A 14,833-nucleotide genomic window follows, 5' to 3' on the forward strand; every position below is an offset into this window, starting at 1 on the left:
AAGGAGAATGTCATGCAGTTTTATGGACGAGGATTATTGGTAGGTGTCATTCTCAGCTTATTTATCTTATCGAATCCGATTGCTGGAATGAACATGTCGGTTTATCAAGCAGAAGAAGAAGCCCGGCTTATTGCCATGCTCCTAAGCGCAGGTCGGGTCGTCATTGACCGGAATCAATCCCTAATCAATGATCCCGATCGAGACAACAAAGGATTCACCCCTGAGGTGTTTGAACGACAGGTGATTGAGGAATTTCGTATCCGTACCGGAGTCGACCTCACGAAACCAGCCCTGACCCATCTGCGTGGAAGCGTGATAAAGGTCTTAGGCGAGTTATTGAAATCGAGCAAAGAAGTCGTCGCTGAAGCACAGCCGGTTATTAATCAAACGGGAGTCGGGTTTAAGAATTTCATTCCCGCCACTTTTGGCAGCCGCGTCTCTGAGCGGTTTTCTAGTAGATCTGGCATTGGGCTCAAACAGACCACGTTGCAACCACGAAACCCGAAGAATGCCCCGGATCCTTATGAAGCTGCCGTGTTACAACGATTGTTGACCCAACCAAGTCAGTCTGTGACGATTAGCGAGGTGCCGGGAGAAGATAACAACCTCCGCCTCCTCATTCCGATCTATTTTGAGAATGATTGCCTACAATGTCATGGGGAACCAGCCGGCCAATTGGACATTTCCGGATACCCAAAAGAAGGAGCGCACGAAGGTGATTTAGCCGGGGCGATTAGTGTGTCATTGCCAATGGACCAACGATGAGCGGCTCGGGGTTTCCCATTACCTTAAGAAAGCAACAAATCAGATAGGTCAACGGAACAATATGCCAACTCATCAGTAGCCATCGGGCATTGGACAGTGAAAGGGATAAAAAAATGACTTTGTTGGTCGGTCGATTTCTTTTGCCTATGCTTATTTTCACGGGTTCCATTGCTTTTACCACTCCTGCCACAGCCGGGGAAACCTACGCAATCCGGGATATCGGAGTGCTCGTGCCTGGCGGCACAGTTGAGGATCTGACCAATGACGGGCAGATCGTTGGCACAGCACCGCTCAGTTTGACGAGAAACCATGGCTGGTGGTTCGACGGAAAAAAGAACATCGACCTCGGGGCATGTGGTGGAGTTGGCTGTCGGATAATGGGCATCAATTCCAGATCTCAAATAGTGGGAAATATTGGACGTGATGCATTCATTTACAGTGATGGGAAATTTATAGATATTTCACTTTTTGCCAAGTCTCCCGGAATGGCACTTGCCGTCAATAATGCCGCGTTCGTCGTGGGATGGTTTACACTCATTCCCCATTTAGAGAGAAATTCAACCGCTCCATCAGAACGACACGCCTTCCTCTATCGCGGGCGAAGGCTCACGGACCTGGGCACCCTCGGAGGGAAAGAAAGCGTGGCCACAGACATTAATAATAACGAACAAGTGGTCGGCTATTCGAGCACATATCGCGATGAAACTCATGCCTTCTTGTACACACAAGACCGGATGATTGATTTGGGGACGCTTGGGGGAACCGAAAGCAGGGCCAATAGTATTAACGACCTGGGCAAGGTGGTCGGCAGCGCCGCTGTGGCTGGCTCCAATCGGCCCCATGCTTTTCTCTATGCGGATGGAAAAATGTCTGACCTGGGAACCCTCGATGGTCAGGAAAGCACCGCATTGGATATCAATCAATCAGGATACATCGTGGGGATGAGCGGCTCCCGTGGCTTTCTTTATAGAGACGGGAAAATGCTGGACCTCAAATTGTTACTGGCTCAAAAAGCAGACTGGAAATCCATTCACCCCTGTTGCATAAATGATGGCAACCAAATTGCCGGCATTGGAAATTCTCACGACGGCAAGTCCCGTATCATTCTTCTCAACCCCATACAATAAAGTCCCGTTCATTCCCCCACAGTCATAATCCTTCCTTGACTAGTTGGATCATGATTTTTAAAAGTGCCCACAATGGCCTTAGTATAAGAGTGATTATTTCATGTGATATGCCCACCCTCAAATCCTTCCGATTTATCCCTCCCTCTCCTTTGAAGGTTAGAGAAGAGGGAGACTGTGGGCTCTGTCTGGCTTTCCATTAAATCTCACTATCAGCCCCAAGCGGTTTTTCCAATCAACAAGACATGGCAAGCTTGTTCCGGCCTAGCCATGTGTTTGAATCAAAGACATTTGGATGACAGGCCATTCAACATAGTGGAATTTCTTTTTCTCAGAGTATCACGATAAATATGTGCGATTTTGCAACATGCGATCTGTTCATTTTTGTACTTATCCCGTTTGAAATTAATTATGAAAGCATAGTGAACACTACCCCGACCCAAACGTTTATCCAGGAAGTTGCTATTGACTTCTCGCAATCAGCCTAAAATTTCTTTTAGGAATGGGGATTTTTAAAGATTTTTTATCTCTTCTTGGACAGATATACCGGGATAAAATAATTGCTCTATGAAATTGAAGTGGAATCTACTTTTTCGATATTTGGGTACGGTGTTTGCGTATATTTACTTTAACCAGAGCGGGAGACGTTAACCATGGGATCTGTAATCAAACACCGAAAGACTTCGCCTGAAATTCCAACACTTTCTAATGGAGTAAATCGTTATGTATGAGAACTATTTTTTCCGGGAGGATCGCGGGAAAATCCTCCTTGAACGGAGGGATAAATTTCAAAAAAATATGGTCCGATCGCGGAAGAATTCCCCATCATTCACGGAACGGATAATTTTAATTATTTTCGGGATATTGTTTTTTATATTTGCTACTCATTATCTGGAAAGTATGGCACCGCCCGAAAGCCTGTCAGCTTATCACTGGATGTGGCAATAGGTGTTTAATTTGTGAGCCGAAGAGTGGGTACGGCGCCATCTGTCGCGTTAGAGGGAATGGAAGGCTAAGAGGGGGCAGGAAAACCCTGGGTAGGTTGATTGCTCTTATTTAGAAAAAATGGAACTCCAGTGAGAGCAAAAAAACAAAATTCCCAATTTCTCCCTAATGAGAGAGTGGGTTTGATTCAAAAATTTATTATTCATTTTACACTCATTCGATTTTCAACCAAACCCACTCCCTCAATTTCTCTGGATAATTTAATCGCCTGTTCTATTTGCTCCATTTCATCAACAAAGCCACTGAGTTGCACGCGATTTTTAAACGTCTCGACATGGACTGCAGTGCCGGACACCATGGGACAACGGAGAAGAGCGGTCTTTACTTTCGTCGTTATAACGCTATCATCAACATACTCTCCCGTGCTTTCATGGAGGTGGGTGCTCGCGCAACCCATGGAAATCCCCATCATGATAGAAAGCCCGACCATAAGCAAACCGCTTTGCATATTTGACGTTTCCTCTCAGTAAAAAGTTCCGCTATCCCTGGTGTCCCATGCGAAAAGAGTCACATTATTTGATGGACAGATTGTTCTCGACTGCCCGGACCCCACCGACTCGCCTTGCCAATTGCGCAGCCTGATCGATTTGCTGAGCATCATTCACTAAACCGTTTAATTGTACACGACCTTTGAAGGTCGTCACATTAATATCCATCCCGGAAACTTCCGGATCACTCAAGAGAGCGGTTTTAACCTTGGTCGTGATAACACTATCATCAATGTGCTCTCCAAAACTTTCCTTTTGAGGCCCACCCGCGCATCCCACCATCAAGGAAACAATAAAAAGACAAGCAACTAATCTCATAGTCTGTAATTGTTTCATAAAGTATCGCTCCTTTTTGTCGTGAAAGAAAAAGACATTTGTCATTAATTCGTTGAAATACATCAACTTCACTTATCGGCCATCAGGCCTATCCTCCATTCGTCCAGCACTGGACGGGCTAGATGCGTTTATCGAACTCCCAAAAAAATTACTTCGTGCATCTTGAAATCTCTCTCGGGCACCCACAAATTTATCACGAGCCTCTAAATACCGATCCCGCTCTCTGCTAAATTTTTCATACGTTTTATTAAATTGGTGTTCTTCCTGCTCATACAGAGATCTGGCTCGATCGAATTTCGCTCTGGCTTCGTTGTACCGCATCCGGTCATTCATAAATCGATCAACATTTTCATTGAAATTGTCCTGAGCCTCTTCATATCGATCTATGTCCCGTTGGGCTTCACCCAGTTCTTTAAGGGAAGGACCGACGTCTGAAAAGGCTGCCGAGTCTTTTGAAGTTTCAGATTCTTGAGCAACCGCACTGGTCCACCCTATACCAAGGAAAAACACCATAAACAGGGGGAAAGACAAAACAGTCTTCAAGGTGTACATCTTCATAAAACCTCCATTTGGGCTTAAGTGGTTTATTCTGACCGGGGGTGAAACTCTTTCTGTGGGTATAAGTACCACGACAGTATGCGCAGACAAACTGGCAGAAACCCTTGTTTGCCTGGTTTTTCCCATAAAAACCGATGTTTAAAAGGGAACGGACCCGTGAAGTAGCGGCCCACAAGCAATGAGCTAGGGACCCGGAAAATGAAGGAAATTATAAGATGGGGGACAATGGAGACAGACTGGCCATGGTGGGCCCTTCCCCAAGACGAAGTGAGCAGAACAGGCCTTATTCCAAAATGAGATTAGTCTTTTCCTTCCTCTTACTAAAATGGGAATTACTAAACTTGGAGGGTACTACAGAACACAAATAATGAAATAGATTTCCATCATAATCGGGAATCGTTATTTTTCAGGTGGCCTCAAATTCGACTTGCTCTCGATGGCAGGACAACCTCCCCATGAACTTCCAGATGGCAACTTCACGGATCAATTCACGACAAACGAAGAATCAGATCAGATTTCTCTGTGAATATCAGTCCACCAACCGGCGCATCCTCCAATTCTCGCAGCATGCCAGCCGAGTTTCCCTTTCATTAAATAGGGACCACACATTCAGGCCGATCATGTCGTGGATTATTCACGAGCTGACTGACGGGATAGGCTTCCATCTCCTCGGGTGGATACGGTCGGAGTAACGCGTTGACTCGCTCAATAGCTTGCAAAGATGGATCGAGCCAATCGGCATAATCTTTAGAGGTTAAAATGACCGGCATCCGATGATGGATAGATTTTATAACTTCATTGGGAGCGGTCGTAATGAGTGTGCATGTTTCCAGAGGGTCCGCCCCGTCTTTCTTCCACCGTTCCCACAAGCCGGCGAACGCAAAGAGCCGTTGATCTTTGAATCGGACGTGATAGGGTTGTTTTGTGTTCCCTTCTTGTTTCCATTCATAAAAGCCATCGGCCAAGACCAGGCAGCGTTGTTGTTTAAATGCTTTGCGGAAAGCCGGTTTCTCCGCCACAGTCTCTCCGCGGGCATTAATCAACTTATTTCCGATGCTAGGGTCCTTAGCCCAGGAGGGCACCAGTCCCCACTTCAATTCCGTACATTCTCTTTGTCCTGATTCAAGATTTGTGCGCACACAGGCCACCAACTGCGATGGAGCAATATTGTAGCGAGGGTTCAATGGCGGAAGGACCTTTAGACCCAACTGTTCCGCCAAATGCTGGAAATTCTCTTTGCGTGTGAAGCGACCGCACATAATGGGGGTTTTTAAATTTCCAATCCAACCTAACCCTACAAAATTTCGTAAATAAAGGGAAGAATTTTCAATTTGACGGGCACCAATAACATAAACCAGGGGAATTCCCAGCCTTTTTTAAATGGATCTCTTAAATATTGCGTTTCTTCGGTCTCACCCTACGGAATCCATCCAGGGATTACCTTAGATCCTTCACGGTAAAGCCTTTTTCATGATGAAGGGAAAAACCGTCTGAACGTTTTTTATGATTTAAAAGAATAACCAAACCTGGGAATCATCAAATTGCAAAAACAACAGGGGTGGGTTTGAGAAATTCACAACCGCGTAAGAATGGCTTGTAAGATCTGTCGGGAGCGGGCTTCATCTCCCAGAAGTCCCACCCTAATTACGATTGTTGACCGGGAGGAAGTGAGCGAAGTGATCGAGATCCATACCTTCTTTTGATCAGCCGTTTCTGACTCCAACTCCGCCGCCAATTTATCTCCCCGCTCTTTGTTGACAGGAAGTTCCAATGATTTCAGAGCGGCCACCGTAGCCCGGCGGACTTTTGAAACGGGAGCGTGGACTTCATCCTCCAGCTTGCCCATCACATAGGACGCGCCTGCGACACCGGCTCCCGCCCCAGCACCAAACAACGCAACAGCGCATCCGGACATCAGCGGCATGGCCCACATGACAAAAAGAAGCATGATGCCATAATTTTTCGTCAGACGAATAATCTGCTTGAAGTACATTGAATGCTCGATCCTGTCGCCCATTGGAGCGTTTCAAACGCAATCGTGAGTATCATAGACTTTCACATACGCATTTATATTTTTATCGGATACGGCTCAATAGAGTTAAATGAAATAAGCAGAAACTTCCCAGGATCTAGCAACCCGAATTCGCCCATTCCTCCTGGGACCACCGTGCCAGCTTCTTAGCATCCCGGCCTTGAGGCTTAAATCTTATGCGCCCACAGTCAAACGCACCAACCTACCGCAAGAATTCATCTGGGAATGGGTTGTTATATGCCAGGCGTTTAAGTGGGACGAAAAAACCGATTGCTTCTTACATATCGTCTTAATTTCCAAAAGATCTAGTTGAAAGGAAAATAATCTTCTTCTGAGCGAATTCTCAGGCGATCTTTAAAAAAAGTGAATGATATGCTTCCCCGTTCCTGGTATGATTTTTTCGTTTGTTTTCCGTAATTCTTATAAATGGTACTTTTTATGAGCCAAAAAGAATTTCATTGTAAACACCTTGGATGTGCCTGGAAAACAAACGATCCCGATTGCTTTTGTATCTTACATGATCCCAATCCTGAAAAGGATTTCCATAATTTTCAAGAAGCCTTAGGTGAAGTTCAAGCAGGAGCCCAAAAGCTTGGAAGGCTTTGTTTCAATGGATTCGTTTTCCCTTCGAAATGGGATTTGCACAAATGGAAAGAGGATGTGGCTACAAAGGATCCCTCAATATGGGGGCGGCCCATATCATTTACGGAGGCAACATTCCAGGGGGAGATACTTTTTTTTCACGGTTGGGAAAATAGCAGTGAAACAAGTTTTGATTTTGCCACATTTCAGGAAAAGGTCACTATCGTTCAATGCGGTATAGAGGGGGAAATCTCCTTTTCCCACGCCACGTTTAAAAAAGAAGTTGTGATCAGAGAGGACGTCACATTCTTCCAAAATGTACGGTTCGATAAAGCTTGTTTTCAGAACAAGGTCATTATTGGAGGTGACGTGGCAATATCTTTTTTTAAAGATGTCAGTTTTAAAGGGGCAAAATTCTTACAAGATGTTTCCTTTTCTGCTACTAATTTTGAAAAAAATGTCCTTTTTGGAAATGCCGAATTTCAAGGACCGGTCTCCTTCTCTTCCCCCTATGGTACCGTCAGTTTCTCTGACATGGGCCAATTAAATTTTGATGGTGCCCAGTTCCAAAAGGAAATGTCCTTCGATAACCTTATATTCAAAGGAGAGGTTTCCTTTAAAAAAGCACTTTTCAGGAAAATGTGTTCTTATAATTATGCCAAATTTCACGAAAATGTCGACTTTGATGGTACCTTCTTTGAGGCTGCCGCAACATTCCGGGAAACAAGCTTCAATGGCGATGTTTTAATGGGTGCCTATTTTGTGTCCCGTGCCTCTTTTATCGGAACAGAAGAAAACTTGCTATTTACGGATGGAGAAAAAGTCTCAAATGTATCTTTTGATGGTGGGTATTTCTTTCAACCTCACCTTGTACTATTCCAAGATGTAAACTTTTCCAAATGCCTTCTTGTTGGAATCGACATTCGAGGAGTCGATTTGCATAGAGTCAAGTGGCCAGAAACAGTTCGGCTTAAAATCTTTAAAAGAAAATGCATTTATGAACCAAACCATAAAAGGCCGGAGGCGCTTGAAAATGCGTATCGGCAAATAAGACAAAGTTTTGAGGATAGGAAGAATTATCCTGGGGCAGGGGATTTTTACTATGGTGAGATGGACCAAAAACGAAAAGGAAACCGGTGGCGTAGATTTCTGCCTTCCTTAAGCTGGTTCTATTGGATTTTTAGTGGATACGGGCAAAAGCCAAGTCAGGCAGGATTTTTCCTTAGCCTCCTCTTAGTTGGGTTTACTAAATTATTCATTGAAGCCGGAATGTTTGTAAATGCAGATGCCCCTTTAGAGCGTGTGGATTTTTGGACTGTTTTATGGGCGTATACTCTCAAGATAGTAACATTCGGTTCACCATTGTACTTCACACCCGAATCTGAATGGGGAGATTTCTTCACCATACTCGCTAGAATCCTCGTTCCCATTCAAGCCACCCTTTTTGTGCTAGCAGTCAATCGAGCCTTTAAAAGATGAATTTTAAATTTAAAAAAAAGATGAAACCCCATCTGCTGTTTCTTTCAATTAAAAGAAACGTAGCGCCATGCATACTAATTAGGCGTGAAAAGTTTGTTAATACGGTTCAGAATTTTCCCTGACAAACTAAGTGATATAAGCGAAGGGCCTGAGCTACAGTTGCATCTGAAAGGACCGTTAAAACCCACTCGGCGATACTGGTGGTTCAACCAAATCTCACTGAATTCTTCGACGCCTGCCGTCTGGCCACAGGGATGGACGCTCTGACCACCTGGCGGACCTTGTTTGAGCGGAGCGAGTTGGTCCGCCCTTCTCTGTCTGGCGTCCGTCCCCTCCAATAAGCCCGGACGGGGCGTCCCTGGTTTTTGGTGCCTTTTGCCGGAACAAAAGGGCCTCGCCTGCTGGGGCGAAACCCGGCAACACAGAACAATCACGATGACACTAGAGCTGAGTACAGACGTGCGAAGCATTCACCTCCAGAGAATCTGTCCTGTGCACCACAAATGGATACTTGATTGAGGCGAAAAGTTCATCAAGGAACACAGACTATCCGCAAAACAATACGGCTTGGGTACAATCCCGATTCACTCTCGGGAAACACCGGGGCGCTTGCTAAATTACTCCTCAGCAAAACAGTAGGAGTTGAGTGACTTTTCGAACAGACAAATAACTGGCGGTATCGGAATCGGTTAGAAAAACTCACTCGTCCCTTCCGGCGCCGGCTTCTTCATAGTATTGTTCCGTGCGAATGGGGCAGAGGCTTTTTTGTCACAATTGCCGTCGTGTCCCGAATCATGCCCCCATTTCGGCACAGAAAAAAGTCACATTGCTCACTGCCGCAGTATTGTTCTCGACTAATGGAGTCACTCTTCCGGTCGAAACTTTCCAAGGAACCTTATATTTCTCCAAAATACAATGTGGGACACCTTTTGTTTTCCTCGCCAGTCGTCAAAAAAGATTTATCCCTTTTTTGCATTTGAATAAAAGTGAAATATCCCTTTTTCGAAAGTTACACAATTTATTCAGTCTGGCCTATATCGGGGTAGCTTTGTGTTGAATCTGTGGCTATAATCCCAAACTTTTCGGGTACCGTGCACTGTTAGTGGGCTCCATCTCAACTTCCGTTCACGCCAAATCTTTCAGTTGCAGACCCAATTTCTACACAGTTTTTCGTAAAATTGTCCGAAATCACATTTAATAGGAGTGATTGTTGATTGCCCGTGATTTGTGATGAAGCATCCGATTAATTACACACAAGGCTATTTTCTCTACCAGGGAGAATCATTGCATTGAGATTGAAGCTCTTCATCGTCCTTCTTAGCATTACGCTGATCAGTGGGGGAGGTCCTCTTTATGCCGCCGTCTCAGGACAGATTTCGCTCAAAGATGGCACCATTCTTAAGGGCAAGATATTTGGCATGACGAATGGCGTCCTCCGGGTAAGAGCGTCGGCGAGTATGCACAATCCTATTCCGCTCCGTTGGAAAGAGGTGACGGGGTTAACGACTGAAGAACCGGTCACGGTGGTTCTGGATTCCGGCGAAATCTATGAAGGCCGAATCCAATTGGCCGAGTCCGGGACAATCCAGGTGTTGAGAGACCAGGACTCGGCTCCCCTGATGATCACCCTCAATTCCGTAAAGGCTATCAAAAGCTCAAAAGAGGATACCGTGGCGGGGGAAGAGAGTGCAGAGTTAGATGAGATCACTCTCAAGAATGACATGCATCTGATCGGAACCATTGTCTCGATGGAAGAACAGACCCTTACTATCGAAACGACATATGCGGGAGATATATCGGTTCAGTGGGATGAGGTGGAACAACTCCAGTCCCGAACACCGCTTTCCGTTCAAGTTTTTGAGGAAGAGAAAGATTCCGATGGAGATGATTTTCTAAAAACCTCCCGTACGACTGTGACCGCGTTAGGTGGAAGTGAAGGCATATCGCCCGCGCGTGTGAAGACCATCAATATTCCAGAACTTCGCTATAAAGGAAATTTCGACCTGGGAGGTAATCGTACGAAGGGAAATACGGACACTACGGCTGTGAACGCCTCAACGGACAATACCATTTGGACCGAACGACACCGTGGCCTTTTAAACGGTAAGTATGCCTTTGCCTCGGCCGATGGAGAGAACACGGCCAAAAATGCACGAGGCACACTAGGCTATGATTATTTTTTCACCAAAAGATTGTTTGCCAACAGTTACGAATTCCTCGAATATGATAAGTTCCAAGGGTTGGATCTTCGGAGTACGACCAGCCTGGGGCTCGGGTATCAATTTTTTGATACCCCAAGCCATAGTTTAAGTGGGTCCATCGGTCCAGCGTTTGTTTACGAAAAATTCCAAGAGACCGGAACAACCAAAACCGTTACCGCTGCGTGGGGGGTGGATTGGGAGTATGATCTGATTTCAGATCGAATACGGGTGTATCACCGCCAAAAAGGATTTCGCGACCTGGGAGTGGGCGGAAGTACTGCCCTACGGTGGACCTCCGAGCAGGGAGCTCGCATAGAAGTGTATGGGAAATTGTATCTGAAGGTGGCATTTGAATACCGGTACAACAGCGACCCGGAGCCAGGGAAGAAAAAATCGGATGAAGCGTTCATATGGGCCTTGGGCTATGAGTTTTCGAGTTGATTGACGGTTAGTCTCCCGCCTTTTCTCCCAACCGCTGCGAACGACCACTGAACCCTCCGGCACTCAAAAATAGACCCCGGGTTCCCAAAAATGGCGGGGAAGTTTTCTGAAAAGCTCCACTTGTTGTTTGGCTCGACATTTATTGCCATCTCCTGTTTCATTCCTAGAGTCGGACCAGATTCAGACGTCTGTTCCGGCCACGGCTTTATCATAGTATTGTTCAGTGCGAATGGGGCAAAGGCCTTTTTTTCTCACAATGGCGGTCGTGTCACGTATCATGCCGCCATTTCCGCATAGATAAAAAGTCACATTGCTCACTGAGGCAATGTGGTTTTCAACTAATGTTGTCACGCGTCCCATGGGACCTTTCCAACCGTTTTCTGGCCTGGACAGGATTGTGATAAAACTGAAATTCAGATGCCGCCGTGCAAGGGCTTCCAATTCATGTTGGTAGTAAAGATCTCGCTGGCTCCGCAAGCCCCAATATAACGTCAAGGTTCCAGCTTCAGGTTCCTCCAAGAAGGTAGAGAGCATTGAACGGAATGGCGCAATCCCGGTTCCCGTGGCCACAAAGACGAGGTCTCGTCCGGATTTCTCCTGGAGAACAAACGATCCATTGGGCCCTTGAAATGTTACCGGATCCCCTTCGTGAAGACCAAACAAATAGTTTGAGCCTGGGCCATCAGGTACCCGGTTAAAAAGAAGGGTGATCTGATGGTATTGACTTGGTGGGGAGGCAATTGAATACTGCCGCGGAACGTGCTGTTTCAATCCCGGATTCCAGACGTTCAGAGATATCCACTGCCCCGCCTTAAAGTCGATTGCATCAGGGGCGAGTAGGGTGAGTGCCAACTCACGGACATCATGGGTCAGATCCTTGACTCGACTGACACGGGCATTAAAGTCTTGCATTATTGTAGGTTCCTGCCGATTGAGGTTATTCTCTTGAAAGCGACATTACACATTACCAAGCTTAAAAACCGCCTGCAAAAAATTAAGCGAAATTGCCGCACATCACATCAATAAGGGCGACTGGCCATCAGTGCTCTATTTTGGAAAGGGAAAAGCGCACATGAATAAGGGAGCCAGAAAGAAAAATGGAAAATGAACAGAGATAGCATCCCTTTGAACAGAACAACATCCCAATGAGAAACCACAAAGGGATGCTCTTCACCTCATTTGCAGCACCCATCTCCAGTTACCCTTTCCTTTAATAATCTCTTGGTCACTCACCTTGACCAACGGATACTTCCCCACCATCACAAAAGCACCAGATTACCCGGAGCCAATGTAAGGCCGGCTTGAACTTTCAAGAAGCCTGCATTTTAAATTCCGGATGAATTCGTCTAGAATCACCTCTCTGAAGCAAGACCGGATTGCATGCCCCTCATCCGGCAGTGAAAAATGATCTTTCTTGCATTCCACTAATTCATTTGGATCCATTTTTTGGGAGCCGAGCATGGACTTTCCTAAGTTTATCGAGCAGATCAAAAAAACCTATGGCATCACGAACGATTACGCCCTGGCAAAAAAACTCAAAGTGAGCCAGCCTGAGGCCAACTGGTTTCGCCGCGGCAAAAAAGTACCGAATGCCACGGTTTGCATCCGGATAGCCAACCTTCTCAAAAAAAATCCTGTCGAACTCTTAATCGTTGCCCAGAAAGACCGGGCCGCCCCCGAAGAAAAGAGCCATTGGGCCATGGCGTTGTCAGCCGTCGATGTCATGATGCATGTGCCGGAACGACCGAGATACATTCCGCAAAAAGTGGAGGCCATAGGCCAGGAACTCCGCCAGCTTGAATCCCAAATGCTGTCCTATGAGGGAACCATTGCTCAGAATGAAGCCATTCAACTACTGAATACCGTGGAGTCCACCATTGATTCGATGATGGAACGATGGCAGATATGGAAACGGGATGGCCCCCTCTTTCCCAGTTATTTATTGGCAAATCAGGCAGCGGTTCAGCGGGGAGTCAAACTTCGTCGGGTGTTTATCTTCAACAGAGAGCAGATGAACGATGCCTCTCAAATCGAAGACTGCCTTCAAGTATTAAATGATCAACGACACGCGGGGATTGCCGCGTTTTACGGATTTCGTGAGCAGCTGGCCACGACCCTCATTTATCAACGATTGGTTGCAGAATTTCGAGCCCGTGGCGTCAAAGAAGAGATCAATGCCGCGTTATTCGATAACGAAATTCTCATCTTTTCCCGATCCTATGCCTCTAGGAATTTGGGCATGAACAACAGTAGTTCCATCTCTATCACCGTCATTGACCAGTTGAATATTTCCTGGAAACCGGACCATTTACGGGATCTGAATCCAAGCCCCCTCTTTGAAACCCGCTTTGTCTTTGAATATCAAGGAGAACGACAATTCAAAACACAACTCGGTCGGTTTCTTCGGACATACGGTGAAGACAAGAACTAAATTATTTCTTCCAGCCGTTCGACGGCTGCGCGGAAGGCGGCAGAAGGGCTCTAGCCCGAAATTTGGATTTTCTTGAGACCCAAGTCCCTCACAAAAAAGGTTGGCTGCGGCCGCACGTCTCAGCACAGTTCCTTGGCTTTACCCTTGATGACAGCAGAGGGATGGGGCGGTTCTTTTCTCTTATCGGTCCTCGATAAAGAGAAATTCCCGCGCAGGAGGGCCGACGTAGGAGGCTCGTGGCCGGATCAGACGATTGTGATCCTGTTGTTCGATGATATGGGCACACCATCCACTCAGCCGGCTTGCCACAAAAATGGGCGTGAAGGCTTCTTTGGGAATTCCGATGAACAGGTAGACCACTGCCGTGTAAAAATCCAGATTCGGGAGGAGCCCCTTTTCTTCCTTCATCGTCTGTTCAATGATTTCCGCAATTTCGTACCACCGCGTCCCATCCGCATGTTGACTCAAGGCTTTCGCTCGTCGTTTGATGATAACCGAACGCGGATCCTCGTGTTTTAAGACTCGATGGCCAAACCCCATGACCCGTTCCTTCCCGGACAATTTGGAATGGACCCACCCTTGCGCGTTTTCCGGGTCCCGAATGGCGTGGAACATCTCGGCCACAGCTTCATTCGCTCCGCCATGAAGGGGGCCTTTGAGTGCCGAAATAGCCGCCGTGACAGCCCCATAAAGATCAGCCAGAGTTGAGGCCGTGACCCGACCAGCGAACGTTGAGGCGTTCAATTCGTGCTCGGCATAGAGATTAAGAGAAACCTCCAGTTCTTTTGCATGATCCTCCCGGAGATTCCCTGTCAACAGATACAAGAGGTTTTGGGCAAACGATTTTGTGGCAGGAGCCTGAAAAAAAGGATGCTTGAATCGAGTCCGACTCGCCCAGGAAAGAAGTAGGGGCATTTGTGCGAGTAAACGGACGGCCTTTCGGAGATTCGCCTCATGGGATATATCCTGAGCTTCAGGGTCGATCATCCCGAGAAACGATACCCCGGTTCGAAGCACATCCATGACATTCGCAGAAGCTGGAACCGTTTGGAGAAATTGCCTGACGACCGGGGGTAAGGACCCGACATGAGCCACCTCAGCCTGCCACTCCTGAAGATCGCGGGATGACGGGAGGTCTCCATGCAGTAACAAATAAGACACTTCTTCAAACGTCGCATGCTCGGCCAGCTCTTCAATGGCATACCCTCGATATCGTAAACTTCCCCTCATCTCGTCTATTTGGCAGATGGATGATTCCCCCACCACCACCCCATCAAGGCCGGGATTATGAACAACCGTTTCCATGATACACCTGCCTTTCTTTACAGGCCTTGTTGAAAAATTTTGTTCCGAGGCGATCCCAAGAGGCCGTCAGATGCATTCCCAGAGTT

Annotated in this window: 12 protein-coding genes; 5 read left to right on the plus strand and 7 right to left on the minus strand. The window is 46.6% G+C overall.

Features of this window, described 5'->3' with window-relative positions; translation table 11 throughout:
- Positions 1 to 12: 12 nt before the first annotated feature.
- Both LX98_RS09570 and LX98_RS09575 read left to right on the plus strand, forming a co-directional pair.
- A complete protein-coding gene (locus LX98_RS09570) occupies positions 13 to 765 on the plus strand; it encodes a c-type heme family protein (RefSeq protein WP_496428679.1) in 753 nt (250 codons plus the stop codon).
- A gap of 113 nt (positions 766 to 878) precedes the next feature.
- Positions 879 to 1,892 carry a hypothetical protein gene (locus LX98_RS09575; RefSeq protein WP_496428680.1) on the plus strand — a complete coding sequence of 338 codons (1,014 nt, stop codon included), beginning with the start codon at positions 879 to 881 and terminating at the stop codon, positions 1,890 to 1,892.
- A 1,144-nt stretch (positions 1,893 to 3,036) separates the two neighbouring features.
- On the opposite strand, the gene LX98_RS09580 is transcribed toward LX98_RS09575, so the two are convergent.
- From LX98_RS09580 to LX98_RS09600, 5 genes are all read right to left on the minus strand, one after another.
- Positions 3,037 to 3,342: a BON domain-containing protein gene (locus LX98_RS09580; RefSeq protein ID WP_496428681.1), complete on the minus strand. Its 306-nt coding sequence runs from the start codon at positions 3,340 to 3,342 to the stop codon at positions 3,037 to 3,039.
- A gap of 64 nt (positions 3,343 to 3,406) precedes the next feature.
- Entirely contained in the window at positions 3,407 to 3,718 is a 312-nt protein-coding gene (locus LX98_RS09585; protein WP_496428682.1) for a BON domain-containing protein, read from the minus strand.
- Positions 3,719 to 3,790: 72 nt separating this feature from the next.
- Positions 3,791 to 4,276, minus strand: a complete 486-nt coding sequence (locus LX98_RS09590; protein ID WP_496428683.1) for a hypothetical protein — start codon at positions 4,274 to 4,276, stop codon at positions 3,791 to 3,793.
- A 590-nt stretch (positions 4,277 to 4,866) separates the two neighbouring features.
- Positions 4,867 to 5,535 (minus strand): SOS response-associated peptidase family protein, encoded by a 669-nt coding sequence (locus LX98_RS09595; RefSeq protein ID WP_496428684.1) that lies wholly within the window; start codon positions 5,533 to 5,535, stop codon positions 4,867 to 4,869.
- A 314-nt stretch (positions 5,536 to 5,849) separates the two neighbouring features.
- Entirely contained in the window at positions 5,850 to 6,293 is a 444-nt protein-coding gene (locus tag LX98_RS09600) for a DUF3568 family protein (RefSeq protein WP_496428685.1), read from the minus strand.
- A 453-nt stretch (positions 6,294 to 6,746) separates the two neighbouring features.
- Between LX98_RS09600 and LX98_RS09605 the strand changes: the two genes are divergently transcribed.
- Both LX98_RS09605 and LX98_RS09610 read left to right on the plus strand, forming a co-directional pair.
- Complete coding sequence (locus LX98_RS09605) at positions 6,747 to 8,369, plus strand: pentapeptide repeat-containing protein (RefSeq protein WP_496428686.1); 1,623 nt, start codon at positions 6,747 to 6,749, stop codon at positions 8,367 to 8,369.
- 1,289 nt (positions 8,370 to 9,658) lie between these two features.
- Positions 9,659 to 11,011: a DUF481 domain-containing protein gene (locus LX98_RS09610; RefSeq protein ID WP_496428687.1), complete on the plus strand. Its 1,353-nt coding sequence runs from the start codon at positions 9,659 to 9,661 to the stop codon at positions 11,009 to 11,011.
- Positions 11,012 to 11,191: 180 nt separating this feature from the next.
- On the opposite strand, the gene LX98_RS09615 is transcribed toward LX98_RS09610, so the two are convergent.
- Positions 11,192 to 11,923 carry an FAD-binding oxidoreductase gene (locus tag LX98_RS09615; protein ID WP_496428688.1) on the minus strand — a complete coding sequence of 244 codons (732 nt, stop codon included), beginning with the start codon at positions 11,921 to 11,923 and terminating at the stop codon, positions 11,192 to 11,194.
- Positions 11,924 to 12,470: 547 nt separating this feature from the next.
- Here LX98_RS09615 and LX98_RS09620 point away from each other — a divergent pair.
- Entirely contained in the window at positions 12,471 to 13,442 is a 972-nt protein-coding gene (locus tag LX98_RS09620; RefSeq protein WP_496428689.1) for a DNA binding protein, read from the plus strand.
- Between the two features lie 180 nt (positions 13,443 to 13,622).
- Here the strand turns inward: LX98_RS09620 and LX98_RS09625 are convergent, their stop codons facing one another.
- Positions 13,623 to 14,747: a citrate/2-methylcitrate synthase gene (locus tag LX98_RS09625; RefSeq protein WP_496428690.1), complete on the minus strand. Its 1,125-nt coding sequence runs from the start codon at positions 14,745 to 14,747 to the stop codon at positions 13,623 to 13,625.
- Positions 14,748 to 14,833 lie beyond the last annotated feature (86 nt).

The sequence above is a fragment of the Nitrospira marina genome, from assembly GCF_059568365.1.

Bases quoted from the DNA above. Each gene is read 5' to 3' on its own strand.
- LX98_RS09575 (WP_496428680.1), top strand. From the start codon at position 879: ATGACTTTGTTGGTCGGTCGATTTCTTTTGCCTATGCTTATTTTCACG.
- LX98_RS09615 (WP_496428688.1), bottom strand. From the start codon at position 11,923: ATGCAAGACTTTAATGCCCGTGTCAGTCGAGTCAAGGATCTGACCCAT.
- LX98_RS09595 (WP_496428684.1), bottom strand. From the start codon at position 5,535: ATGTGCGGTCGCTTCACACGCAAAGAGAATTTCCAGCATTTGGCGGAA.
- LX98_RS09580 (WP_496428681.1), bottom strand. From the start codon at position 3,342: ATGCAAAGCGGTTTGCTTATGGTCGGGCTTTCTATCATGATGGGGATT.
- LX98_RS09605 (WP_496428686.1), top strand. From the start codon at position 6,747: ATGAGCCAAAAAGAATTTCATTGTAAACACCTTGGATGTGCCTGGAAA.
- LX98_RS09625 (WP_496428690.1), bottom strand. From the start codon at position 14,747: ATGGAAACGGTTGTTCATAATCCCGGCCTTGATGGGGTGGTGGTGGGG.
- LX98_RS09570 (WP_496428679.1), top strand. From the start codon at position 13: ATGCAGTTTTATGGACGAGGATTATTGGTAGGTGTCATTCTCAGCTTA.
- LX98_RS09620 (WP_496428689.1), top strand. From the start codon at position 12,471: ATGGACTTTCCTAAGTTTATCGAGCAGATCAAAAAAACCTATGGCATC.
- LX98_RS09600 (WP_496428685.1), bottom strand. From the start codon at position 6,293: ATGGGCGACAGGATCGAGCATTCAATGTACTTCAAGCAGATTATTCGT.
- LX98_RS09585 (WP_496428682.1), bottom strand. From the start codon at position 3,718: ATGAAACAATTACAGACTATGAGATTAGTTGCTTGTCTTTTTATTGTT.
- LX98_RS09590 (WP_496428683.1), bottom strand. From the start codon at position 4,276: ATGAAGATGTACACCTTGAAGACTGTTTTGTCTTTCCCCCTGTTTATG.